Origin of the sequence: Roseovarius litoreus, assembly GCF_900142765.1 — a bacterium.
Taxonomy (GTDB): Bacteria; Pseudomonadota; Alphaproteobacteria; order Rhodobacterales; family Rhodobacteraceae; genus Roseovarius; species Roseovarius litoreus.
The window spans coordinates 1-24,088 of the sequence record NZ_FRCB01000004.1 but is presented as its reverse complement, the minus strand read 5'-3'; the positions used below and the strand labels follow the sequence as shown (position 1 = coordinate 24,088).

Genomic DNA, 24,088 nt, shown 5'->3' with positions numbered 1-24,088 from the left:
CTTTTATCAGTTAATTGCGGAGCGGGCAGCTAACTATTGAGCGGGTGGAACGGGATTTGACGCCGGAAATCCATACGGAATTGCAAGATGGGGTGGCGTTGATCGCACTGGATCGGCCTGTGGCGAATGCGCTTGCGCCGGGTTTGCGCGCCGAACTGGATGCGGCCTTGCGGGCGGCGATTTCGGATGAGGCCGTTCGCGCCATCGTCCTGCACGGCAGGGGCAAGGTATTTTCCTCGGGCATCGACATCAACGAATATGACAGACCGTTATCCAGCCCGCATCTGCGAGATATCTGCACCCTGATCGAAACCGCGCCGAAACCCGTCGTCGCGGCCTTGCATGGGGCGGCGCTTGGTGCGGGACTTGAATTGGCGCTGGCGGCGCATGGCCGGGTGATCGCCAAGGATACCCGTCTTGCCGTTCCGGATATCACACTTGGTCTGGTGCCGGCCGGCGGCGCAACGCAGCGCCTGCCGCGCCTGATCGGAGCGCAGGCCACGTTGGATTTCATGTTGTCGGGACGCGTGGTGTCGGCGGACGATCCTGCGGTTGCAGGCTTGTGGGACAGACTGGTCGAGAGCGCGCCCTTGCCGGCGGCTCTGGATCTGGCGCGTGAATTCGCCGATAAGGGCCGCTGGCCGCGCAGCAGCGAGCAGGACCGCGGCTTTGCCGATCCCGCAGCCTATCAGAAATCCGTGGCGATGGTCGCGGAACGTCTGAACGTGGCCGATGGGGTAGAGGCCGACCTTCTGAAATGCATAGAGGCGGCGCAGCTTTTGCCTTTTGAACGTGGGCTCGATCTGGAGTTGGCGCTGTTCGAGGATCGCCTGTCGAACCCAGAAGCGATTTGCCGTCGCCATCTCTTTGCCGCGACGCGCCGGACCGCCATCATGCCGGAACTTGCGCAGGCCGGGACAGTCAAGCCGCTCAGCCATGTTGTCATGCTCGGAAACGATCCGGTGCTGGCCGAGCTTGCGGTCAGTTGTCTTGACTTCGGTCAGCAGGTCACCCTGATATCGGCGACGCCCGAGCAGACAGAGCAGCTGTCGCAGCGAGCCACGCGTCTTTATGAAAGGGCGGTGCGACGCGGCAACATCCGCCCCGAGGACCGCGACGCCCGTTTGGGCCGTTTCTCCATCGCTGAGGGCTACGAGGCGCTGTCGAAGGCCGATCTGATCTTTGACACGGACGAGATCACCTTGCCCGATCAATTTCCCCGTCCTGCGTCCGAGGCCATCTGGGCTGTCATCGGTGGGGCCGAACGGATAGCGCGGCGCACCGTTGAGATCCTGCATCACGAAAGGGTTCTGGGCGTGCGGCTTTACCGGCCGGCCTATCGGCAGCGGCTGGTGGAAGTGCTGGTGCCGGACGGCTGCCATGCCGAGGCGGTGGCCGGGCTTGCGGGGTTTTTCACGTTGCTCCGCTGGACGATTGTTCGAGAGGCTGCGACGGGACAAAGTGTGGGCGACAGGATGCAGATGGTGCTGCTAAACGCTGCTCTTGCCTTGGTGGACGCTGGCGCTTCGCCCTACGAGATCGATGCGGCGGCGCGCAGTCTCGGTTTTGCCTCGGGACCTTTTGAAAACGCCGATGCCGAAGGCTTGCGTGAGGTGCAGGAGAGGCTGACCGCTGACACCGGCGACGATGCCGTGGACAGGTCGGCTACTGGCCTTCTGGCCAACCGGATTGCTGCCGGTGCCACCGGGAAAGCCGCGGGCAAGGGCGTCTATCTCTATCCGACAGGCCGAGACAAGGAAGCGGACCGCGCGGTGTTGGCCTGGATCGAAAGCCGCAAATCCGATCCGGATGGTGTGGTCGAGCGTCTGGACCTTGCGGCGGCGCTGCAGGCGGCGCTGGTCAACGAGGCGGCACGCATTGTGACAAGCAAGACCGTGCTGCGTGCGTCGGATATCGATGTGCTGATGGTCAAGGGCGCGCGGTTCGATCCGGATCGGGGTGGGCCGCTCATTCAGGCAGATCTTGCGGGGCTGTTCGGATTGCTCAAGGTCATGAAACTGGCAAGTCCGCTTGCTCCGGATATCTGGACGCCAGCCCCATTGGTGGAAAGCATGGTCAAGAACGGGCAGGGATTTTTTCGGCGCCCCGTCGTCTGAGGCGCGCTGTCTCGGACCATCAGCCCAGCAAGATCCCCAGCACGATCAGCATGAGGCCCAGGATCGACAGCATCAGCGCGCCGGCATTGACCGGCACGACCTTGCGGACCCGCTCGCGCAAGTCCTCGTCCGACAATCCTGCGCGGCGCGCTTTCCAGACTGTCACGATGCACCAGATCAGCGCGGCAAGCCCGACGCAGGACATGAGCGCCCCAAACCAGATCAACAACTCCATTGCGCGCCCTTTCGCCTTGGCGGTGAGTGTATGATCGCCTATCCGAAGCCCGGCGTGACTGCAACCATGCAGCGTAACGCGAGTTGTATCTTGCGGCGGTGCGCGGGCAAGGTTAGGAGGACGACCAACCAGACCGGAGGATCCCATGGACGAGAGCAACCCACAATCGAGCTATCGTGTCACCGCGGATGAGCTGCGCCAGTTCATCGAGCGCTTCGAGCGTCTGGACGCCGAAAAGAAAGATATCGCGGATCAGCAAAAAGAGGTCATGGCCGAGGCCAAGGCGCGCGGTTACGACACCAAGGTGATGCGCAAGGTCATCGCACTGCGCAAGCGCGACAGGGACGATATCGCCGAGGAAGAAGCCGTTCTGGAGATGTACAAGGAAGCCCTCGGGATGTAGGGGCCTTCCCGTGTTCGCCGGTCAGGGAGTGATCACCTGTACACCGGGAATGCGCTGAATATTGTAGACATCCTCGTCATACAGATCGCTCAGCCGGTCGACCAGATCATCGGTCCAGCCGGGCAGGTCCAACTCTTCCTCGATAGCCTCTTCTTCGGCGAATTTGTCGAGAAACGCGGCGATCACCCGGCGTTTTTGCACTTCGGTCATGCCAGGATGCGATTCCAGATACGTATGGAATCGCTTCATTCCCACCTCGCTCATGATGCTCGATAGCAGCAGGAATTCGCCCTCGAAGCTGGCCGTCGGATCAAGCCCGGCCAGTTCGCGAACGACTTCGGCCCAGATAAGCGGCGTGTCCTCATTGCACCACAGGGTGATCGGCATGTCTGGAAACGCCGTGCGCACCCGAATGATCATCTCTGACCAGCGAACGGTTTCGGGTTTCTTGCCCCGCATCAGTTCGGAAAAACTGGCGACCGGGCTCTGGCGGAAGATCGCGGGCAGGAATGTCGCCGGGTTGCGAATGGCGATAAAGAGCTCAAGCTCGGCCCCCGCAAGGATTGCGTCCAGAGCGGCAAGGCGTTCTTCGGCCGCCGAATAGAGGATGCCTGCGGACGCGGCCATCTTGGGCGTGCCGAACAGGCCGGGATTCGACAAGACCAGGCGTTCGGTCGTGGCATTTAGGCCAATGGCGTCCATCAAGCTTTTGCGCGCCTCCGCCAGACCGCGCCCCTGTTGCATATCCTGCAGGATATCCCGTAGGAGTTTGCGATAGGTGACGGGATGAGGCGCGAGAGTCCCATGCTCTGCGAGCAGGTCCGCGTTGTCTGTGAGGCACCGAACGAGAAGATCTTCGTCGGTGACATGGGCGCCCGCGTGGAGAACAACCTTCATACTGGTTCCGGATATGGCCAACTGACCCCGGCAATATACGACATTTGCCACACAGTTAAACCGCTTACGGCTTTTGGAGCGAACATATGACGAAAGCCTGCATTTCGACTTGCAGTATTTCCGCTATATGCGTATTTCATCCCCCGGCGCCCCTATAGCTCAGCTGGTAGAGCAACTGATTTGTAATCAGTAGGTCCGCGGTTCGAGTCCGTGTGGGGGCACCATTCAGCTCTGTAAGTGACTGTAAAAACAGCAATAATTGAATTTAACCACATCCAGTCCCCCTCTGCATCCCCTTCTACTGATTTGGTGGCGAGAGACTCACCATTGAACAATCAGCCTGATAGGTGCCAACTTTTGAAATGACGGTTCCTATTTTGTGGCTGCTCCAAACAACTTCTTTTTGAATGGAGTCGAATGTAAATATATCAGTATAGGTGCCTCGAAATGCGCCGACTGTGAGTTTACCACCGGCCTCCCCTAACGGTATAACTTGTGCTCCGTCCTGTCGGTAACCGTACTCTCCTATGGTGTCACCGTATTGGATGTCCCATTCGTCCCCCAGTTTTATCAGCAGCAATTGGCCACTGCTTATGCCGTCCGTGGTCCAATTGGGGCCGTCTGGGTTCATTAACTCGTCGCGGAAATAATATGCGTAACCATCTGAAGCCCCGCATCTCGCTACACCACCTTCCGCTGCGTCCGATGGATTAGCAATCCGTGCTGAGAGTATAATTGTGGAGAGGGCTGTAAGTTGAAATCGCATATCGCGTCCTAATCGAGATTGCAGGTTTCAGCGCCATGTACCCCATGGACTTTATACAATCCGCATTTTGCCTATTGCAGACTTACTCGATCCAAGCCTGCAGTTTGTTTCGCAATATTACTCAGTGTCGCAATAGGCGAAGATTGTTTCTGAAATTGAGCCCATTTTCAGGAATTGAGGCGCAAATGCGTTAGTTTTGCGTCCAATCTTTGGATTTTATTTTCTGGAAAACGTTTCTTCGTTAGTATCTTTGGGCGTGAAGGCGATTCTTTGGATTACTTTGAGGGGATGTAAGATATGTTTAGAAAGAATATTTTTATGGCCGCCGTTTGTGCGCTTGGTCTTGCCGGTCCAGCAAGCGCGGCCACATTTCATGCTGAATTTTGGGATGTCGACACGGGAAGTACCGGCGACCCGGCCAATAACGTGATTGACAATCTGTCAGATGCGTTGAGCATCGTTGAAGGTGCCAACCAGCGCGCTGCAGACGCAACTTTCAAGTCCACAGGCATTGATTATCCTAATGGTCCAACTGGGCCTGGCGGGACAGCTGACAGTATCGCGACATGGCTGGGTGCCGATGCAGCCACGCTTTCCGGTTTGCCCGGAACGACCACTATGCTTGGCACTATTATTCGGTTCACAGGGTCAATTTTTGTCGACGCGGGTCTGAACCTGTTTACCGTAGGCGTGGATGATGGCTTTCGTTTGATAATTGATGGCCAGCAAGTCGGTAGTTTTGGCGGGACACGTGCTTTTACTACGTATAACACGCCATTCAACAACCTTGGCTCAGCAGGGGTTAAGGACTTTGAGCTAGTCTTTTATGAAGACAATCGAGTCGCGGTTGGCGTGGAGTTTCGCAAAGACGGCAGTGTTGTAGCGCCTGTGCCATTGCCTGCTGGGGCGGTTCTTTTGCTAAGCGCACTAGGCGTCGCTGGTGGAATTGCTCGTCGCAAGCGCAAGGCTGCTTAATAAAATCACAGCGCTTTAGGAATTATCAATTGAGGGGGGCACAGCCCCCCTTTTTTGTGGCCAAACAGTTTCCACTTCAAGGTACAGCCTTAAAGCTGCAATCTTTTCCTGTTCCATCTATCGCGCTGGGCTATAGCAATCCTGCGCCTCCCTTCTGGGGTTTTAGGTCCAGTCGAAAGCCCTCCATGAAACCTGCACCGCATGCGACCCGGTTCTGATTTCGCTCGGCAAGGTGTGCCAGATCGGGTCTTGGCCCTACAAATGACGCGGGGCACTATCGACCGTTTGGCGATGTTTCGCGGTATGCGGCAACCGTGGCCGTACACTCAACATACGCGTCATCTTGCTAAAGTCTGCGTATCGAAATTGCCGATGCTTTGTTTGACAAGCAGACACTGGAGAAAGAGTGTCAGATGACTGGGACCCTAAGAGCGTGTTTTACCTTTCGGCAGTTTTCGTAGATCAAATGTCGATTCAGGCGATTGATAATAGATGACAGAGTTCCCAAGCTGGATGGCGTCACCCAATCAATTCCTCGATTTCTTTCTCTTCCCGCACGATTTCGTTGATCGCTTTGCGCATCTCGACGAACTCGCGCGACCGAAGCCCATGCTTGTAAGCCGGGTTGGCCTTGCCAGAGCCGTGGCCACCACGGGCCCCATGCATGCGGCAGACGGCCCAACCTCGAACGGCCGGAGCCTTGCAGCGTTGACCGCTGCGCTTTGACGTTGCCGTGCAGCGCGGAGCCGCATGGGCCTTTTGCATAGGGTTGGCGTCAACTTTCATTCACGGCCCTCCCCCGGTGATCGACATTCCCGACAATCGCCTGGCCGCCACCTTCCACGTTCACGTGCTGAACCGTGACCGTCTGCTTGCCGCCGTTGCGGTACTTGCGAAGCGCTTCGACCTGGGCGGCATAGGTGCGGGCCAGCTTGTTATAACCGGTGTAGTGCGCCTGCACCTGTGCGATAGTTTCAGAATTCGCAAGCAGGCGCGCAGACCTGATCATGGCAACGTGGGTGGCCCCCATCTGAACAGCGAGCATGCGTTCCACAGCATCCCTGGGAGCTAAGTCATTCACGATCGAAAACATGAACTGCCGTTCGTCTTCTCCCGGATAGTCATCGCTAGCCTCACTGCGCTTAAGCACCTTAATGCAGTGCGTCATAAGCGCCTCGGCCTGTTTCGCATCCGACGTATTGAAGACCTCTTTCAAAGCCTCTTCATGAGACAGCTCAACAAACTGCCCCTCTTCAGGCGTGCCTTTGACGGTCGCGCTCGCCCGCCTCTTTGCTTTTATTGGTGTGCTGCTCATAGTCTCGGCTTCTTCATGAATTCGGTACCATGATACCACATTTAAGACAAAGCAGAAACGGGTGCGTTGCTGAAAGCCGACGTTACAGGGCCGGTTCCGGCTGGATGAAAGTTCAGTGGCAGGTCAGCGGCGACACGAAGAACGTGTGACCTACCATTAAGCGAAGCGCCGGAACAGGTTGCGGTCTTCTAACCGCGGCCACGCGCGGGTCGTTACCAGCATCAAAATGTCTATCGAACCGAGAAGAACCGCCAGCCATCATCGTACTTGCGAAAGACAGCCGTGTAGACACGGCTTGGATCGCTCATATCGACATTCATTCGCTCCAATCCTGCGAGCGAAGGAAACGCAATTATGGCCCTGGTTCCCAACCCCAAGTCGATAGCGCGGGCCACGACGGAATCTAGTTCTAGGTCGAAGGAAGGACTTGTTCCTGTGCCATCGTAGATCGTTGGAGGCAGGTCCTCAGAACTCAAGGTAAACTCGACCTCGGCGGTAGTGTCCGTCTGAAAAATCCCACGAACCTCGGCGACGCCAATGCGTCCAATCATGATGCCCTCGGGATCGAGTTCCGGCATCTTTGGGTTCCATCCGGCAGGTGGGAACCCAAAGCTCATAATGGGGACCGGCCCGACATCAGAGCCTGAGACGCCAGATTGCCAAAGGGTAATCGCCCGATAGCCGAGGGAGGCGACAAAGCGCAGCTCTTCTAGCGCATCCGTTCTAAAGGGACTACGCGTTTGGTCAAATTTGAACTGCGAGATGCAGTCGATTGCATCTACGGCTATGGCTACAGAAGCGGGCTCGCTAACCCGAACCAGCCTCTCAAGTTCGTTCTGCAACAATGGCAGCTTGTCTTCAGATACCCGCAGGTCGTTCGAAATCGTCGGAATGCTTGGATTGATATACCAAGCGCCAATAACTGTCTCTTTAAGGGCGGCAAGTGCTGTGCTTCGATCAAGCACCGCTAACACGATAGATGTGTCATCATTGTTCCGCAGGTCGCCAATTCTCGGCATGCTGAACGCAGGAGGCCCGGGGACGAAACCGTGCTCGTCAAGATGGCTGACCCTCTCGACCGCCGCTGTTGGCGCGTTCCTAACAACCTGTCGAGCTATCGGTTGCGCAGGGCTTACACACGCTCGCTGTGCGGGCATATCCACTTTTTCAGTCTCTTGAGACCGATCTTGTTTGAAATCCTCGCCTTTGGTCGCGTCAGCGGACAAAGACAGGCTTTCTCGCTGCCGGTTAGCTTCGGTTAGGTTCAGCCGACGCGATGAAGTTGCGTCGGTCCTCGCTTCAGCCTGCCTCTCACGCTGCAACATCGCTTGAGCCGGACCAGTCATTAGATTGTCACCGCCAACGCGCTCCAGATCGAACGCGATCGAGTCGATCGGATTAAATAGCCTCAACCACACTTGCAGCATTTTCGCGCCTCGCATTAGGGCGTATCTTTCCTCGAAGCTCGAGGTGTCATCCGGTCCGGTCCCCCAGTGGAGCCAGGGCATAATGTCCAATGCGACGTGCAGGGGCGTGTTCGGATCACTGCCGTAGTTGAAGGTCCCAGAATTGCGATCGTAGTTGATGATGCGAGGAGGTGCCGACGAGGTGTCGAATACGTACTCCCGCCCGTCGACATTGATCCATTTCTCGATGGAGTCCCCGTCCAGCCCGGCGACGTGAAACTCTTTCTCGTAGGGGCCTGCGAGCGACCAGCCCGACCCTTCGGAGACTTCCAAGTAGTCGATCGTGAAGGCTTGATAGCTGTTTCGGCCATCGCTCAACAGCCGGAGATCGTCCTCGGTCAAGTCGAGCAGGCCTGCCATTTGCCGCAGAAAGTCGCTTATCCGGGGGCGCATATCCTCGGCCGAGGCCGAATTGTCGATACCCATTAGCAGGGGGTGCGCGAGCAAGGCGATGACATCCTTGTTGTCTTCGAACCGGTTGGCGATCACGAAGCGTTCGAGCGTGTGAAAGCGGTCCGAGACCTGGGCCCTCAAATGCTCGTAGTTCGCCCTGGCGATTTCATCTGCTGTGTGCTGAACGGGTCCGAGCACCGGCTCGGTCCCGGCCAGGCCAACTGGTGGCGCCTCGGGTTCAGAATCTTGTAGCGAGGCGTCGCGTGCGCTGTCGTCTCCGCCGACCGCAGCCGTTCCCGAAAACGCCATCGTATCTGCACAATAGACATACACGCCTTCATTCGGACTAACGTAACAACGTCCGTCACGCGGCTGGCCCCAAATAGTCAACTCTTGCCCTGCAGTGACCTCTCCGACTACTTCAGTGACGGTTCCAGTTTCGTACCATTGATCAACGAATGTCTCGGCCGGTCCAATTACCTCGGTCTTGACGAACGCTGGAGCAGGTTTAGCACCTCCCGCGAAAAGCGACATTTCCTCGACATATGTTTCGCCCGTGGTCAGGAAAGTGTCCATTGGCAAGCCATTTTCTCTCACCATTGTCGGCAGATAGTCAAACTCGGGATCGTTGAGCAGCCCGAGAGTAACCGCGTACCATCCGTTCGAAGTTCGAAATATTCTCGCTCCGTCGCCTTGCTGCAGTGCGAACTCTCGTGCTTCAGAAAGCGTGTTTTGGGAAGCCACTTGTACCCACTGCGTGAATTCTCCTCCTGTTGAGAACTTCCCGGCGACGCCTGCCGCGTAATTGGCGTCGCTTGAGTTTGTGCTCCTCGAGGCGCCGTTGCTGAACATCGTATCTTGATCCACTAAGGCATTCAGGGTGGCTTGATCGACGCGGCCAGAACCGTCGCTAACACTGTTTTCTCTCTGGAAATCCGCAAGAGCAGCCTGTGTTCGGGGGCCTATTGCACCATCCATGGGGCCTGCGTCGTAACCGCGGATGTTGAGAAAATACTGGATGAGGGCGGGCACCCGCCGAGCATCCTCGGCCGTAAATTGGGTATTCCACTTCGGTTTGAGGTCACGTGCGTCGAAGACACCACGGCTCTCGAATGATCGAAACTGACCACTTTGGTCGTAGTCAACCACATTCACCCCATAGGCGACATAGGGACAGGCGCGGCAGAATTCGGTGTATGGCATCACCAGCGAAAACCTCTGATACCCATTCGGCAGGACACGCATGCCGAGCACGAGTGGGTTCCAACCCGAAGAATCGGGATACTGTCGCAGGACCGAAACCGCTTCTCGATCACCACTCTCGGCTGCCTTTCTGAGTTCCCAATCCGGAAACTGCGGAGAAGTGATGGACTCAGGTGTCGTGTTTACGAGTCTGGGATAAATCGTTCCCGCAGCATTGGGAGCCATTAGGTAGGCGATATCCACTTTCCCAAGCTCCTTGAAATCCACGGGTATCAGTCCATAACCGTACCCAAGCGCTTGCTGCGCTTCGATGAATCTTATGGCTTCCTCCGGAGCTTCAGACTCTTCCAGGCAGCTTCGTGAGGGTTCAGCAAAACAGATGTGCGAAACGTTACTCGATTCTACGGCAATCGCAGCGTTCCATTCAGTTGAAGTTGCCTGCAGGGTTTCCCTGTTTGTATCTTCACAAAGCTGATACGCTTTCGGCTCAACATTCGCATTGAATTCGATGAAGCTTTGAGGCCCAGTGACCTGCCACCGGAACACGCGCTCCTCAAAGACTCCCTCAGCATTGCAGTTCGCGGCAACTTCGGTGGCGTCTTCTGATTCCGTCGCATCTACGATGCTACACGTTAAATCGAACAGCCAGATCTGTGGTCGGCGTAGTATGCGGAAATCGCGATCCAACGTTTCGATAATGGCCTCACCTTGACGTGCGCAAACTTCACTTTCCACGCTATAAACGCCATCGGGCAGCGCTTCGAACAATGCGGTTTGCGAAGGTCTAGATGGTGCCTTTTCGCTGGCCACGGTGACCCCATCGGCCTTTAGCTCCGCGCCAGGCCCCAAAAACCCGTCCGGGGCAATCTGGGTCCCCGCGAGGTCCGGGCTGGTGGACGGTGTGGTTACCATCTCCATTTGCTCTGGCGGCTTCGAGTATTTCGAGAGTTCAGTCAGACCGATCATGATTTCGGCGGCACGCTTCGGACTGTCGGTGAAGCCTTTCGCGAGATAGACCGCAAGATCGGGAGCGTTCCAGATCGTGGGCATACTGTCCACATTGCCCCGCGATAGGAGGAGGTCGTGCAGGTTCTCGGCCTGCGCGGTCTCTCCCTCGAATTCGGCAGTCAGCGCCGCCCAGCCGAGAAGCATGATGTCGCTGACGGCTTTGGCGTCGTCTTTCCCGACGGCCCCTTCGAGTTCGGATGCGAGGTTCTGCCGTGTCGAGGTGATGATGTCCTGCACACCCTCCAGTTCGCGATAGGAGACGGTCAACTGGGCCAAGGTCTGCATACGGAGAGCCGTCTCGGCCAGAGCCCTGTCGACATCCGCGGCGAGACCGCGCGTGGTCACCAATATCTCGACAAGATCGGAAACGCGCTTGATGCCTAGTCCCGGGATCTTCGTGGCATCCTTCGATGCCTGAACAGCGAGAAGAACCTCAGTGATTGTCGCTTTGATCGCGGCATGGACCAGAGTTCGAGTGCTCGAGCTCATTTCTGGAGAGTTCTCGACGACAGAATCCGCGATTGTGGATGAACCAAAATCGAGCGCGATGCCTAAGGCGATATCGGTAGCGCCGGAACGGCCAAAGTCGCTCAAAGCCGTATCGAGGCCGCGACTCGTAACGAACGCCTTGTATAGCTCTCCAGTTTCTGACGGATCGAAAAACTCATGAAACGAAGACTCTGTCACGAAGTAGAAGGCGGCCATTACATAGTAGCTCACCTTAACGTAGAGCTCCTCCTTCGTCTCATTGGCGGCGGAACCGGCAACCTTCCTGAGGGTGTCCTCTACAGTGGCCGCGACGGCCGGCGATCTCTCTTGCAGGATCTTCCACTGGTCAGCCAGTTCACCTGACAAACGGTCGGCAAGCTTCGGCTCACTGGCCGCCAGTTCGGCTTCCAAGGTGTTCAGGTCTATTGGTCCAAGCGGTATTCCGAGTTGCATCACGGAAGCTGGCGCAGAGTCAGGAAACTCGGTCTCAATCCTCGTCAGAATTCCATCGACCTCTTGGAGGAGAAGAAATCTATCCTCACCACTTGTGGTCATCGCCGAGGTGTAGAGCGAGATGGCATCATTCATGAGTGCATTGGGGTCCTCCTGGGCCGCCAGTGGACCGGCAAAGAGGATGACAGCACAGATGATGGTATGCCGCCGCTGCAAGAATCGCTTCATTAAAAGCCCCCGACCATTCAAACACTCGACGAGGCCGTGAAATGACGGCCGACTTGGTTCCCTCGGGTCACGTTTGCGTAGATGGCGAGTAATTTCCAGAAAAAAACTTCTCCTGCGCCAGTTGCGAAAGGGACGACCTGAGGAGAAAATCGATGACAGACTGACGGTTGCTCGTCTAGTCTTCTCAGAGTTGATCGAGGGAAAACGTTTTGATTTGTCGATTTATCGCGACCGCATCGCTGGCCGTTCTGATGGCTAAACCGGTTTTGGCCGGCCCGGAAGAGGCTCTTTTCGAGACTGCGAACATCATCTATCAGTCGGCCGAAGGCTTGCCTCCTGAGATGCAGAAGACGACCTACGAGAGCGTCCGAAGCATCCTGAACCAGATCGTAGCGGACTATCCGGCCTCAGACTTGGCACTGCAGATCATCCTCAAGGAAGAGATCGAAGGTCTGGACGTCGCCAACCTCAATGCCGTGTTGCAGGACGCTGAAGAAAGCGAAACCGCGGCCACGGAAAAGATGGTGGTACCTGCTGTCCCTGAGACAACGCCATTGGATCCCGGCAACTCCAACAATGAAGGCGACGAGGTAATCGAGCAGGATACTCTTCCCACGCTCACATTAGAACCAGAGGAGCCCCTACTCTCGATGCCTGTTGGCTCCGAAGCGACAGAGCGCGAGCTCGATTTGGATAGACAGGCCATTAGGGACCTCCAAGCGCGTTTGTTGGTCATCGGGCACGACCCGAATGGTGTAGATGGCGCCATCGGACGAGGGACCCGAGGAGCCATCAGGTCTTGGCAGTCATCCATGTCGGCCGAGCCCACGGGCTATCTGAACACCTCGCAACTGGCTGCACTCAAGGATCAAAGCCAGCTGGCCTTGGACGAGTGGTTGAAAGACGACGCCAATGCGAGGGCGTACAAGCCTCCTCCCCCCATTGCACTTGGACCTAGAAATATGTCCGGCAATTGGAGGTACACCACAAATTGTGGCGCTAACAGCAAGCTAGGTCGCACGAGGATCACCGGCAACATGACAATGAGACATGCTGGCGGGTTGAACTACACTGGCACCCTCGTCAATTCCCAGGGTCTCCGTGCACGCCTGAACGCAACGCTGCGCGGTCGCAACATATCTGGAGTGGCAAACTTCGGCTTTCTCTTTGGTACGGTCAGAACTGAAGCTAGAGTGGATGATCAGGCGCTTATCCTGCGAGGCCGCGATTCAAACGGATGTTCGTTCTACGCACGCAAATCGTGATATTACTCGAGGCATGTATCGGCGTCGAGCATAGCCTCAACCGCCGCCGCACTCATTTCCTCCGCGTTCTGGACGCCACCAATACCTCTGTCTGGCAATCCGATTGCGATACGAAAGCCGTGCGACAGCAGATTTTCGCGATCGAAGAATGAACACACACTGCACACGGCAACGTGTAACCCTCTGAGAGGGCAGCCAAATCGCCACCATCTATCACGAGACAAACTCACCAAGCTCTTCGAATAACGGCTTTGGTCGGCTTTGCAGAGATCGGTGCAGATCGCAGCATTTGGTAGTTTGGGCTCGATGCTGCCATTCGTGGGATAATGCATAGCCACACCCTTATCGCCCAGACGTGTTTCGGCTTCAATGGCCGTTTCTGGCCGGCGATCCGGCCTTTTGTGCCTGGCTGGGCGCAGTGCGCGAATGTCGGGTAACTTTGGTGTTCCATGATGGAACCTCCGGTCCACCACGCCCTCCCAAATCGACAACCCAACGTTTACAAGACATCATATCACATGATGCCGCATTGCATCCAAGGTTGGCTTCGAGCCCAAACCTTTTAGTTCAAATCATTGCCATATTCAAGAATCCCCACAACATGCGGTCAATAGCTTCAGGTTGACTGAAGATAGAATTTTGGGCTGAATTACGAAATTAAGTGAATTGATGATAAAGACGGGATTGCTTCTGGAATGTGGTTTCCGAAACTTCTGCATAATCTTATTTTGCGTTTGATGATGCTCGCGGGCATATTCATTTTTTCAAGCGGCGCGGTGTCCGCTCAACTTAACCATTGCGGCGACATGGGCGGCGCGCTTAGCTCAAGAGAAATAGCGGAACAATTCTCTAGGGCAAAGCTGAACGGGATAACATCGTCCGGAAAACCTTGGACAATCGAAATTGGGGCGCTGTCCGCCCCAGGAACGCAGACGAGCGCTGCTTTCACCACTTCGACGGGCAAGACTACCGAGGGTCTGTGGGTCGTAAATGAAGGACGGTTCTGCCAGAGCTATGACGATGCTCAAAACTGGGTATGCCACAGGATCGTGCACTGTCTGGGACGGGATGGTGCCTTCGGCATGATCGATGGCGCGGGAACCATTACATCGACTATCCTGTCCGTAAAAAAGAGGTCCCTGGCAAGTCCGCCACCTTTGTGTCAATCGCCGGGCCAGCCGCTTCCGGCAGAGGTGTTGAACCGCTGGTTGACCGGACGCAGCATTACGACGGCCACGGTTACCGGTGTAACGGAGACACTCGCGCTTGAGCCGGGTGGGCACGGCAGCGCATATTACAATGGTAGCGAAACACGTATCGCATGGCACATGGAGTCAAACAGGTTCTGTGTGAATTACATCCCCTCTGTGGGCTATACATGCCGCAGCATCGCTCCCTGCCAGTCTGGCGAGGCCCCACACGTGACATTCGGCCCTGACGGATCGCAGTTCGACTTGGTGCTTGAGGTCTACGATCTGACCCAGAAACGGGCGGTCCCGCCGGATGAATTAGCCACCGTCCCGTCAGGCGCAACCAATACGGCGGTGGAAGATGATATGATACTCAGTGGTGAGACCGGTCCAGAAAGGTTCGGGAGTGGGGAACCTGCGCTCGATCAATATCTTGCCACGCAGGTTCCGGCCCATTGGACAATCGACGAACTGCGGTTCAAGCTTTTTCCCGACCAGACCGGCAGCGCGGGCCGCCTAAGCCTTGCGGGAACACTGCGGCTGACCGAGCGCCTTGTGGGACCGCGCGACCGCACCGGCGGGCTGATCACCAGCCTGGAACGCCGAGGAGTCGCGCCTGCCGTCACCGAGATGGTTCTGGACCGTGCATACCGGGGTCAGATCATTGAATACGATACAGATCAATATCCAGGTAACACGCTCCCATTGCGTGCAGAACTTGCGTATGTTGATACTGTGGATGGGCTTGAGATCCGGGGCGATCTAGGGATTGGTTTCGGGCCTGGTATTGCGGTGCGAGACGTGCCTCCAGAAGGCTATGTTGTGGGTAGCGAGGCGCATGAGGCGCTCGTGGTGGAGATCGGTGCGCGGGCGCAGCTGGCGCAGGACCAGATGATGCGGGCGCTCAACGATACATTCGCTTCCTATGCGGGGTCCGGGTTGGCTATGGCGCGCATGTCGACGCCATTTATGTTGACCGGGCCGCTTGCAATGCCGCCAGATGCGCTGCAGCGGTTCAGTTACGAGACAGTTGGTACCCAAAAGTTGCTGCTGTTTCGCATGCCGGTCTCACTGAATGCGAACGATGAATTTCGTAGACTTTACCGCTACTACCCGGACGCGATCGCAGCCAGTAGTGCGCCGTTTCCGGGGCAGTTAACAATCGGTCTGCCTTGGAATGTGCAGGGGGCACGCGACGTCGGGATGAGCCTGCGCGCTAGCGTTCCAGGGACGCAAGATCCTGATGTGCAAGGACCACTCTTCTATGATGCGACTTCCGATGCTTACAGCAAGATACGCATTCCTGGCGCGGAGACTGGCTTTTTGTTAAGTGTCAAGCGCCCTTAGAGGCCAATGTATGTTATTGAAAGTCGATATTGCCTTTAATCATGGCCCGCGGTCCAGGTCAAAAGACCGCAGCAGAAGAAGAGCTTGATGATATGCGTGTACTGGAGTGCCCCCACTGAAATGGTTCACCGACCGGGATAGGACTACCCCGCAAATTGGAGGACCAGAGAATGGCTGGGAAACGAGAGACGCCAGAAGACATCGTATCGAAACTTCAGCAAATCGAAGTGCTGCAAGGGCAAGGCATGACGGTCGCGGACGCGTCGCGCCATACGGCATTACAGAGCAAACGTTCTATCGGTGGCGCAAGCAGTATGGCGGTATGAGCTGCGGACAGCTGAAGCGGCTCAAGGAGCTTGAGAAAGAGAACCAGCGCCTGAGGCGCGCGGTCTCGGACCTGACGCTGGACAAGCTGATCCTCACCGAGGCCGCAAAGGGAAACTTCTGAGCCCTTCACGTCGCCGCAGATGCATCGACCACGTGCGGCAGGTGCTCGGCATATCGGAACGCCGCGCCTGAAGTCTTCCGAAGCCAGCGCCTCTGCAATCACGGTCATCCCAAGGGAATCCATTGGTGCACTTGCCCCATGCGCAAGAAGTACAGTTGCGCGTGACGATTTTGACCGGGGTTCCATGAAATTAGTTGCCATTGCATCTCCCGTGGGAGCGCTTCACACATACGCGTTGATCGATGAACTGGGCCTCATTCGGAGTTTCCATGAACGGGACGTCAGCCGCATCACGTCCTGCACCAACAAGCACGAGTTCGTCTGCGGGGCACATGCCGGACGGATCGATCAGTTGCCATTCGTTGTTGAGCCACACATGAACTACAGCATGGAAATCCTGCGGGTCGACGGAAGGTCCATATGCAGAAACATAACGTGCGGGAATATGCGAGGCTCTCGCCAGACCGCACAGCAAATGCGCGTAATCCCTGCAAACGCCCTTTCGAGACGAAAAGGTGTCTAGAAGTGTTGTTCCTCTATCCGAAGCGCTGGGAGCATACGTCAACTTGGACTGGATCCACTCAACGATTGCAGCAACCTTTTTTCCGCCTGACAGATGTCCAAATTCTTTAGCGGCAAACGTTTCGAACTGGTCGGACTGACAAAAACGAGACGGCCGCAAGAATGCGATCAGGTCCGCCGGCAATTCATCCAGTGGCGCAGCCGACAGCCCTTCCAGTTGAACCGGTGCGCGGGACACATCGACATTGGCCCTATACCGCAGGCGAAGTGTTGGTCCATCGACGCGGGCCCAGGTGCGCCTTCCAAAGCCGCTTTCGCCCTTGATATGCCGAAGTACCGCATTTTCGACATCCAGAGTTTCTTCGGTAACAACCTGAGTCTTCGTCTGTGCCGCCTCAACCGCAAGCAGCGCCAGTCCTGCCGCTCCGACGTCGTAGGCCAAGGATACATCAATATCTATCGTCATGGGACCCACTTTAAGCGAGGAAAACCATTTTGGCAGTAGACCAACGTTTCTTTCCCAGCGGGGGTTCGCTGGTTGGAAAAGTCGAGCTAGAGCCGGGCGCAGAATCGAGCGGCATTAAGGGTCGCGGCGTGGATGTCGCGCGAGGATGTGGCACCGCCATGTCCTTAGAGCATGTCCATGGCAACGACATGTCGGGAGTTCCCAGTGTCCGCTATCGGCGGTCCGGCCACCCACAGTCGCGTGTCCGCTTTCGGCCCCGAGCTGTCATTCATGATGGCCACCAGCGCCGCGATGCAGCTTCACCGAACCAGCCATTCGTGCGCCACGCAGCATTTGCGATGGATGAAGATCAACAGAGCGGAATTTTCAGTTACGGAACTTCCGCCGCCTGTTGATCACTCGAGGCAGGAGAGCGCCTATCTATGGCTGGTTTAACAATCGTCATTGGACGCTCCCCAACTGAAATCTGGTCTTGATCGCGCTTTGGAGGATAGAAGGGTATCTTGAACAAGTCGTTCGGCCGAGAGCTATGAGGGAAATCTTAGGTGGGTCGCCATTGATCCATATCATCGTAGAGCGCGACTCACTGGTCAATACGGTGCTCGACAAGGTCAAATAATCGTTCGGTCCCGACAATGTATTCACGCTCAAGCGCCCCATCCGCAAAGCAGATCCCGACCTCGGCGCTATACCTTTTTCTATTCCTCACCTTTTTGATCACTTGGGGTGTGATCGGAAGCTATATCATCGTCCCCGATCTGGCCGTTGGGATATTTGGAGAGATTAGCGGTTCGCACCCCCTCTTTTTCCTCGCGACGTGGTCGCCGGCCATCGCGGCCTTCGGGATCGTCTATCTGCATGGCGGAGTGTCGGGCATACGTGCCTTTCTCGCGCGGCTACTTATGTGGCGCGGATCATGGGGCTGGACCGCGTTCATCCTGGTCGTCATTCCGCTCGTCTTCGTCGCGGGCTCGCTGACTAAGGGCGGGCCAGTGCTGGCGCCGATCCCGCCCGAAGGTGCGGGGGCTGTCGTGGCAGTACTTTTCATGATGCTCTTTCTAGGTCCTGTAGAGGAGTTCGGCTGGCGCGGCGTCATGCAGCCCATGTTGCAACGCCACGTGGCGCCGCTCTGGGCGGGGATCATCATTGGGGCGACTTGGGGCGTATGGCACCTGCCGGCCTTCTTCCTCGCGGGGGTGGTTTTCGCCGACTGGAATTTCCTGCCCTTCTTCATTGGCAATATCACGCTCGCGGTCCTGGTAACGCCGATCTTCAACAGTGCGCGGGGCAGCCTGCTCTGGCCGATGCTATTCCACTGGCAGCTAATCAATCCGTTCTGGGCGGATGCGCAGCCGTGGGATACCTGGCTCCTCGTGGCCGTCGCCGTGGGCGTTGTCTGGTGGAACCGCGACACGATGTTCACCCGCGACGGCGCCGTGACAGAGGTCATTCCAGCCACGCCTGGCACTGCGCGGCAGTCGTCCGAGTAGCAACATGCGCCGGTGCTTGTTCCTCACTGTCTCGCTTGTCCTCTGTTGCCTCTCCGTGCCTGCGATAGCGCAAGAGGGTCGGCTGGCGTCCGTGCTTGAGGACTTCCACGAGCGATACGGCTTTCCGGGTGCTACCGCCGCGATTTCGCTGCCGGACGGCACGATCATGTCCGCCGCCACGGGCCTTGCCGATATCGAAGCCGGCCGCGCGATGACGCCCGAAACGCCCATGCTGGCGGCGAGCATCGGCAAGAGCCTCGTCGCCGCAACGGTGCTGGCGCTGGAAGCCGAGGGGCTGCTCTCGCGTGACGATCTCCTTTCCGCTCATCTCGGGGATCGCCCGTGGTTCGACGCGCTGCCCAACCCCGGGGCCATTACCATCAATCACCTCCTGCACCACACGGCCGGGCTGCCGGATCATGTGCATCTGCCCGAGTTTCAGCAAAACTGGACCCAAATTACGACCAGGGACGGTGAGTTCGACCCGGAGCGGCTCGTCGCCTTCGTGGCGGGACGGGAACCGCTGTTCGAGGCCGGTCAAGCATGGGTCTACAGTGACACGGGCTACGTTCTGCTAGGCCTCGTGATCGAACAGGTGACCGGCGAGGCATGGCATGAGGCCGTCGCCGCCCGCCTGGTAAATCCGCTAGACCTGCAAGATACCTTCCCGTCAGACCGTCCCGACTTACCCGGGCTCGCGGTGGGCTATGTGGATCCCGACAACCCGTTCGGCCTGCCCGCCCGCACGGCGGATGCCGAGGGGCGGCTTCTGTGGAACCCGGCGGTGGAATCCGCGGGCGGCGGCTTCGCCTCGACCTCGGCCGATCTGGCGCGCTGGGGGCATCTTCTGTTCAGCGGCGAAGCGATGGAGTCCCCCTATCTCGATCGGCTGCTCGACGCTGTGCCCGTGGATGCGGAGGCACCTGGCATTTTCTACGGCGTGGGCGTGGCTATCCACGCCGATACGTCGCGCGGGCCGGTCTTTGGCCATGGCGGCTGGATCCCAGCCTATGTCTCAAGTCTGCGCCATTACGCAGCACATGGCGTCACCGTCGCCTTCCAGATCAACACCGATACTGGCGTTGCGGATGACACGAGCGATCTGGTGCCCGCACTTGAGGCCGCACTCGCCGATCTGGCGATCTCCCTGATCCGGTAAGTGCATGCGGGCCGCGACTTTCTTAGGTCTCATGGCGCTGGTTCTCGCCGCCACCCCAGCCTTCGCCGACGGCGGTGAAGGAAGGGCACTGTTGGACCGGCTGACAAGGACCGCCGATGACCGCATTGCGGCAGACGGTGTAGCGGGCGCCGTGATCGTGTTGATCGAGGGGCACGCCCCAGTCTGGACGGGCGCCTTCGGCATGGCCGATCCTGCTGCAGGTCGGCTGATGGCATCCGATGCTGTATTCCGGGTCGAGTCGATCTCGAAACCCGTCACCGCGTGGGGCGCGCTACGCTTGGCCGAAACAGGTCGACTGGACCTAGACGCGCCGATCGACGACTGCCTGACGCGCTGGTCCCCGCCAGAGGACACGGACGGGATCACCGCTCGCGCGCTCCTCAGTCACACCGCCGGAATGGGCCTCGGTGACTACGCCGCGCATTTCCTCCCGGACGCGCCAAGGCCTGACCTGCCTGAACACATCGCGCAGGACTTCACCCTTATCACGGCCCCGGGCGACGGGTTTTCCTACTCGGATACAGGCTACAACCTGCTGGAACTCGTGATCGAGGACTGCACAGGCGAGGATTTCGCTGCGCTGATCGCGCGCGAGGTGCTGACGCCCCTCGGCATGGCGAGCGCAAGCTTCGACTGGACTGGCGCTTCGATGCCTGTGGGCCACGACCTGCGCGGTCGGCCCGTAGCGCCTTACGTTTACCCGGGGCGCGCCTCGGGCGGGCTGCACGCGACAGCCGCCGACATTGCGCGGTTGGCCTTGGCTGAGATGGAGGGGGCCGAGCAATCCGTTCTATCGCCTGAGGGCGTGGCCGAACTGCACCGGCCCCAAGTCACGGTCGGCGGTCTGTTCGGGTTCGCTGCGGAGAGCTATGGGCTTGGCCATTTCACCGAGACACTGTCGGACGGTCGCGCGGCGGTCTGGCATGGCGGCCAAGGCTACGGCTGGATGAGCCATATGCATCTCGTGCCGGAAACCGGGGACGGCATTGTCATCCTATCGAACAGCCAGCGCGCCTGGCCCCTCTTCGCCGCGATCCTGCAGGAGTGGTCGGAGGACATGGGTGTTGCCCCAGTCGGCATGGCGCGCGTGCTCTGGGCCGAGACAGCGGCGCGCGCAGGCATCGGGCTCGGTCTGATCGTCGGGACGCTCGGTGTCTGGACTGCGTTACGGCATGGAAGGCCAACGCAGACGGCACGGGTCACGCTAGGCGGGATCGCTGCCGCGCTGATTTCATGGCCGTTCTGGGCTTCGGCGCAGGACTATCTTTTCCTGTTCTCGATCCTGCCTGGCCTCTGGCTCTGGCTCGGCGTTGCCTCAGGGCTGGCGGGCCTCGGCCTCGGCATGTTGGCATTCAAACCTGATCAGCGCAGGTGAATATCGTATGAACTTGACATGGCTCACGATCTTCGGCGTCTCGCTGACACTTCTTGCAGCAGTGACGAGCTTAGGTATGCTTCTGTTTCCCGAGCGCTGGGGCAAGCTCGAGGCATGGGCCTATGGCGGCGCGCGGCGGCCTTTTCCAATTTGGGGCTTGGCGGTACTGTTACTCGCGCTGTGGGGACTTGGCACTACCGATTTCGCACTGCGTTCCGACACGGGCAGGACCTGGGCCGGCTGGGCGCTTGTCGCCGGTGTCCCGGCGTTTTGGGCAGTCAAGTCGGCCGCGCTGGTCTTCAATCCTAGGGGCCGCGCCGTCGTCTCGGGCATCTCGGATCCCCGCAGCTGGCGTAGGATCGGACTGGCGCGGCTGCCCATCGCGCTCGGGCTCGCCGCCCTCGTCTGGTTTGCCTGATCGGGAAAGCGATCCAAGTGGCATCCCGGAAAGCTTCAGCGCGAGCAAGCACGAAAACCGTTCCGAAGATCGCGAATCGCCGGCCTGTCGCGGCGGCCTCTCTCACCCATCCGCCCCGTTGATCCGATCACCCCGCACGAGGATACGTCCGTCGATGCGTAGGCCGAGCGGTTCGCCCGAGATGGGCGGCGCGCCGTCGGGTGCGGGCCGTTGCGCATGGATGTGCAGATGCGGCTCAGTCGAGGCACCGGAATTGCCGACCTCGCCCAGCCGGTTGCCGATGTCGACTCTGTCTCCGGGCGCGACCGAAATGCTCCCTTGCCGCATGTGCGCCAGCACGATGTCGGCCGCACCGCAGCGCAGGATCACATGGTTGCCGAGCCGGTTTACCATATCCTGATCAGGCACCTCGTAATCGGGCCAGTGACCTTCTGCGGCAACGACGACACCGGAACAGGGCGCACGCAATTCGGCCCCGAAGATCGCATAGGCGGCCGGATCGGCGGGCCGCCAGCCGCGAGCCCTAAGGCCCCAAGGTCCCAAGCCGAAGAAATCCACGGCGTAGGATTGCCCGCGCCAAGGCCGGAACCGCTCTACGCTGTTATCAAGCGTCCGCATGTGGGCGTTGACGATCGGGTGCGACCCACCGCTTGCGACAAGGAATTGGCCGCGGGCAAAGGGATTACCAATCTCCACCACCTCTACCGGCGGTGGTGATCGCCCGCTGAGGGCCTGCGCGCCAAACCAACCCCCCGTTGCCATGAGCGCCGCACCGAGGACTGCCGAAGTCCAGCCAAGGCCTGTCGGCCAGACCGGCAATCCGGCAATGCTGGGCCGGAGCGCCAAAACGGCGACCGCAATCGCCAGCCACAGAGCGCCGTAGGCCCATGGCAGCCACCACACTGGAAGCGCCCATTGCGCGATGCGGGCCAGTGCGAAGAGGAACGCTGCCACTCCCGCTGTCTGGAGGAGGAGACCCGTTGCTGAACCTGAGGGCAAGAGCAGGATCCAGCCAAGCAATGCCAGCGGAAGCGCGATCTGAAAAAAGAGTATGGTGACGGTCATGGATCTATCTGCGGAAAGGTAATTTCGCTCACGTCTGCGATGAAGAACGGGAAATAGGTCTCTGTTTCGAAATGGTTACCGGCTTCGACATGCGTTGGCAGGCGGAAGCCGCCGAAGTCGCGAAATTCGGATAGGTAACCGCCGAAGGGCTGAAGGCGGTGCACTTTCTCAGGGTTGGCATCGCTCCAGCGTTGGAAGGCGACATAAAGGGGCTGACCGTTCTCCGCCACCGTGACATCGACCGCCTGCTCCAGCCCCGCGTGGCGCATGGTCATGCGCGCGGTGTTCCCGGATACCGCCTCCCACGTGACGTTCGGGCCGGGCAGCACCGCGGCAGGCGTCCAGAAAACCGCCTCGGCCACGTAGCGCCCGAAAGCCGAGCGGGTGTGATCGCGGTCGCCGCCGAACCGCGCGACGGGAACAAGTCCGAACAACCAGAAACGCGTCCACGACGCGCTGTCCGAACCGGCCATTCGCATCGCGCCATTACCCGCCGACATCGTCCAGACAAAGCCGTGCGGCGCGGCAAGCACCTGCGTTGCGACCATCGGAATGTAGCCCGGGGCGCCCGTGTCGCCCATGCCAAACTGTCCTGCCATCTCCAAATTGGCGACGGTGTAAAGCGGCGTTCCCTCGGAAATCGCGAAAGTAAAGAAACGCCGCGCAGGCTCGGGCAGATCGGCGACTATATCGGCGTCGAAATGGGCTGGATCGGCCGGTTGGGTCGCGAGCAGCCGCTCCATCTCGACACGGTCGACGTGATGATCGAACTGCCGCCAGCCGATGAGCCCGGCAAGGCAAATACAGGTGCATCCCATCACCCAGATCAAGATCATTCGCATAATCCAACTTTCTCGAAGCCGCCCCGGAGTGTCAGACCGTCGCTGACAGTCAGGTGCCTGTGCTGGTTCCCGGTATTGACGTGCGAACGCCCGAATCTGATGGTAACCTAAGGGCTCGTCCAGTCTCAATCTTGATCCGGATCAGACTGCAAAAGCCTGGAACCAATGAGTTGGCTCGCCGAGTAGCGTTTCGATTTCTGTTCTGCACTCGGGACGTGACCGGCCCATTGCCGCTGTTGACGGAACTGTTCGAGCGGACATGTTTGGCACAGCCATAACAGAAAGGTTTCCCCAAAATGCGTTTTTTGATCCTGCTTTTGTTATTTGTGGCCTCGCCGCTGCTGGCGCAAAGCCTGTCCTCCGATTATGAACCCATCGGCACGATGGAGATGGTGATTGATGGTACGCCCAGAACCTTTCACATCGCCACGATCCCGGCCAAGGAGCGCTCTTTCGCTGAAATCAAGGAATATGCAGGCCAGAAGATGCTGACGATCACCGGGGTCAGCGTGAATGACAAGGGCGGCTACGC

20 protein-coding genes, 1 tRNA gene and 1 pseudogene are annotated in these 24,088 nt (G+C 58.4%); 12 read left to right on the top strand and 10 right to left on the bottom strand.

Features of this window, described 5'->3' with window-relative positions:
• Window positions 1-44: 44 nt before the first annotated feature.
• Complete coding sequence (locus F3H35_RS08665; RefSeq protein ID WP_188129931.1) at window positions 45-2,117, top strand: enoyl-CoA hydratase-related protein; 2,073 nt, start codon at window positions 45-47, stop codon at window positions 2,115-2,117.
• Between the two features lie 19 nt (window positions 2,118-2,136).
• On the opposite strand, the gene F3H35_RS08660 is transcribed toward F3H35_RS08665, so the two are convergent.
• Entirely contained in the window at window positions 2,137-2,352 is a 216-nt protein-coding gene (locus F3H35_RS08660) for a hypothetical protein (RefSeq protein WP_149779230.1), read from the bottom strand.
• Between the two features lie 145 nt (window positions 2,353-2,497).
• On the opposite strand from F3H35_RS08660, the gene F3H35_RS08655 reads away from it, so the two are divergent.
• Entirely contained in the window at window positions 2,498-2,755 is a 258-nt protein-coding gene (locus F3H35_RS08655) for a DUF2312 domain-containing protein (protein WP_007818296.1), read from the top strand.
• 21 nt (window positions 2,756-2,776) lie between these two features.
• Here the strand turns inward: F3H35_RS08655 and F3H35_RS08650 are convergent, their stop codons facing one another.
• A complete protein-coding gene (locus tag F3H35_RS08650) occupies window positions 2,777-3,652 on the bottom strand; it encodes a hypothetical protein (RefSeq protein WP_149779229.1) in 876 nt (291 codons plus the stop codon).
• A 148-nt stretch (window positions 3,653-3,800) separates the two neighbouring features.
• Here F3H35_RS08650 and F3H35_RS08645 point away from each other — a divergent pair.
• A tRNA-Thr gene (locus F3H35_RS08645) sits at window positions 3,801-3,876 on the top strand.
• Between the two features lie 74 nt (window positions 3,877-3,950).
• On the opposite strand, the gene F3H35_RS08640 is transcribed toward F3H35_RS08645, so the two are convergent.
• Entirely contained in the window at window positions 3,951-4,418 is a 468-nt protein-coding gene (locus tag F3H35_RS08640) for a hypothetical protein (protein ID WP_149779228.1), read from the bottom strand.
• Window positions 4,419-4,715: 297 nt separating this feature from the next.
• On the opposite strand from F3H35_RS08640, the gene F3H35_RS08635 reads away from it, so the two are divergent.
• Window positions 4,716-5,393, top strand: coding sequence for a VPLPA-CTERM sorting domain-containing protein (locus tag F3H35_RS08635; protein WP_149779227.1), 678 nt, complete (start codon window positions 4,716-4,718; stop codon window positions 5,391-5,393).
• Between the two features lie 89 nt (window positions 5,394-5,482).
• Here the strand turns inward: F3H35_RS08635 and F3H35_RS19180 are convergent, their stop codons facing one another.
• From F3H35_RS19180 to F3H35_RS08615, 4 genes are all read right to left on the bottom strand, one after another.
• Entirely contained in the window at window positions 5,483-5,668 is a 186-nt protein-coding gene (locus F3H35_RS19180; RefSeq protein WP_317510552.1) for an HGGxSTG domain-containing protein, read from the bottom strand.
• 244 nt (window positions 5,669-5,912) lie between these two features.
• Window positions 5,913-6,179 (bottom strand): hypothetical protein, encoded by a 267-nt coding sequence (locus F3H35_RS08625; protein WP_149779226.1) that lies wholly within the window; start codon window positions 6,177-6,179, stop codon window positions 5,913-5,915.
• Window positions 6,169-6,708: a hypothetical protein gene (locus F3H35_RS08620; protein ID WP_149779225.1), complete on the bottom strand. Its 540-nt coding sequence runs from the start codon at window positions 6,706-6,708 to the stop codon at window positions 6,169-6,171. The genes F3H35_RS08625 and F3H35_RS08620 overlap by 11 nt, the downstream gene beginning before the upstream one ends.
• A gap of 230 nt (window positions 6,709-6,938) precedes the next feature.
• Window positions 6,939-11,948 (bottom strand): peptidoglycan-binding domain-containing protein, encoded by a 5,010-nt coding sequence (locus F3H35_RS08615; protein ID WP_149779224.1) that lies wholly within the window; start codon window positions 11,946-11,948, stop codon window positions 6,939-6,941.
• Window positions 11,949-12,199: 251 nt separating this feature from the next.
• On the opposite strand from F3H35_RS08615, the gene F3H35_RS08610 reads away from it, so the two are divergent.
• The 3 genes and pseudogenes from F3H35_RS08610 to F3H35_RS08600 all read left to right on the top strand — a co-directional run.
• The gene (locus tag F3H35_RS08610) at window positions 12,200-13,213 is read left to right on the top strand and encodes a peptidoglycan-binding domain-containing protein (RefSeq protein ID WP_149779223.1); all 1,014 of its coding nucleotides are present in this window, start codon (window positions 12,200-12,202) and stop codon (window positions 13,211-13,213) included.
• A 695-nt stretch (window positions 13,214-13,908) separates the two neighbouring features.
• Window positions 13,909-15,750, top strand: a complete 1,842-nt coding sequence (locus tag F3H35_RS08605) for a hypothetical protein (protein ID WP_149779222.1) — start codon at window positions 13,909-13,911, stop codon at window positions 15,748-15,750.
• A gap of 170 nt (window positions 15,751-15,920) precedes the next feature.
• Window positions 15,921-16,266: pseudogene (locus F3H35_RS08600) on the top strand (transposase); the annotation flags it as partial.
• 122 nt (window positions 16,267-16,388) lie between these two features.
• Here the strand turns inward: F3H35_RS08600 and F3H35_RS08595 are convergent.
• Window positions 16,389-17,186, bottom strand: coding sequence for a transglutaminase-like domain-containing protein (locus tag F3H35_RS08595; protein ID WP_149779221.1), 798 nt, complete (start codon window positions 17,184-17,186; stop codon window positions 16,389-16,391).
• A gap of 635 nt (window positions 17,187-17,821) precedes the next feature.
• Between F3H35_RS08595 and F3H35_RS08590 the strand changes: the two genes are divergently transcribed.
• From F3H35_RS08590 to F3H35_RS08575, 4 genes are all read left to right on the top strand, one after another.
• Window positions 17,822-18,676, top strand: a complete 855-nt coding sequence (locus tag F3H35_RS08590; RefSeq protein ID WP_149779220.1) for a CPBP family intramembrane glutamic endopeptidase — start codon at window positions 17,822-17,824, stop codon at window positions 18,674-18,676.
• A gap of 91 nt (window positions 18,677-18,767) precedes the next feature.
• Window positions 18,768-19,835, top strand: a complete 1,068-nt coding sequence (locus F3H35_RS08585; protein ID WP_262975127.1) for a serine hydrolase domain-containing protein — start codon at window positions 18,768-18,770, stop codon at window positions 19,833-19,835.
• Between the two features lie 31 nt (window positions 19,836-19,866).
• A complete protein-coding gene (locus F3H35_RS08580) occupies window positions 19,867-21,231 on the top strand; it encodes a serine hydrolase domain-containing protein (protein ID WP_188129930.1) in 1,365 nt (454 codons plus the stop codon).
• Between the two features lie 7 nt (window positions 21,232-21,238).
• A complete protein-coding gene (locus tag F3H35_RS08575) occupies window positions 21,239-21,649 on the top strand; it encodes a hypothetical protein (protein WP_149779217.1) in 411 nt (136 codons plus the stop codon).
• 102 nt (window positions 21,650-21,751) lie between these two features.
• Here the strand turns inward: F3H35_RS08575 and F3H35_RS08570 are convergent, their stop codons facing one another.
• Entirely contained in the window at window positions 21,752-22,603 is an 852-nt protein-coding gene (locus F3H35_RS08570) for a M23 family metallopeptidase (protein ID WP_188129929.1), read from the bottom strand.
• A gap of 107 nt (window positions 22,604-22,710) precedes the next feature.
• Window positions 22,711-23,550 carry a DUF6544 family protein gene (locus F3H35_RS08565; protein WP_149779215.1) on the bottom strand — a complete coding sequence of 280 codons (840 nt, stop codon included), beginning with the start codon at window positions 23,548-23,550 and terminating at the stop codon, window positions 22,711-22,713.
• A gap of 302 nt (window positions 23,551-23,852) precedes the next feature.
• Here F3H35_RS08565 and F3H35_RS08560 point away from each other — a divergent pair.
• A partial coding sequence (locus tag F3H35_RS08560; protein WP_149779214.1) for a hypothetical protein occupies window positions 23,853-24,088 on the top strand: 236 nt, incomplete at its 3' end.

Bases quoted from the DNA above. Each gene is read 5' to 3' on its own strand.
- F3H35_RS08660 (WP_149779230.1), bottom strand. From the start codon at position 2,352: ATGGAGTTGTTGATCTGGTTTGGGGCGCTCATGTCCTGCGTCGGGCTT.
- F3H35_RS08655 (WP_007818296.1), top strand. From the start codon at position 2,498: ATGGACGAGAGCAACCCACAATCGAGCTATCGTGTCACCGCGGATGAG.
- F3H35_RS08650 (WP_149779229.1), bottom strand. From the start codon at position 3,652: ATGAAGGTTGTTCTCCACGCGGGCGCCCATGTCACCGACGAAGATCTT.
- F3H35_RS08640 (WP_149779228.1), bottom strand. From the start codon at position 4,418: ATGCGATTTCAACTTACAGCCCTCTCCACAATTATACTCTCAGCACGG.
- F3H35_RS08635 (WP_149779227.1), top strand. From the start codon at position 4,716: ATGTTTAGAAAGAATATTTTTATGGCCGCCGTTTGTGCGCTTGGTCTT.
- F3H35_RS08625 (WP_149779226.1), bottom strand. From the start codon at position 6,179: ATGAAAGTTGACGCCAACCCTATGCAAAAGGCCCATGCGGCTCCGCGC.
- F3H35_RS08620 (WP_149779225.1), bottom strand. From the start codon at position 6,708: ATGAGCAGCACACCAATAAAAGCAAAGAGGCGGGCGAGCGCGACCGTC.
- F3H35_RS08615 (WP_149779224.1), bottom strand. From the start codon at position 11,948: ATGAAGCGATTCTTGCAGCGGCGGCATACCATCATCTGTGCTGTCATC.
- F3H35_RS08610 (WP_149779223.1), top strand. From the start codon at position 12,200: ATGGCTAAACCGGTTTTGGCCGGCCCGGAAGAGGCTCTTTTCGAGACT.
- F3H35_RS08605 (WP_149779222.1), top strand. From the start codon at position 13,909: ATGTGGTTTCCGAAACTTCTGCATAATCTTATTTTGCGTTTGATGATG.
- F3H35_RS08595 (WP_149779221.1), bottom strand. From the start codon at position 17,186: ATGACGATAGATATTGATGTATCCTTGGCCTACGACGTCGGAGCGGCA.
- F3H35_RS08590 (WP_149779220.1), top strand. From the start codon at position 17,822: ATGTATTCACGCTCAAGCGCCCCATCCGCAAAGCAGATCCCGACCTCG.
- F3H35_RS08580 (WP_188129930.1), top strand. From the start codon at position 19,867: ATGGCGCTGGTTCTCGCCGCCACCCCAGCCTTCGCCGACGGCGGTGAA.
- F3H35_RS08575 (WP_149779217.1), top strand. From the start codon at position 21,239: ATGAACTTGACATGGCTCACGATCTTCGGCGTCTCGCTGACACTTCTT.
- F3H35_RS08565 (WP_149779215.1), bottom strand. From the start codon at position 23,550: ATGATCTTGATCTGGGTGATGGGATGCACCTGTATTTGCCTTGCCGGG.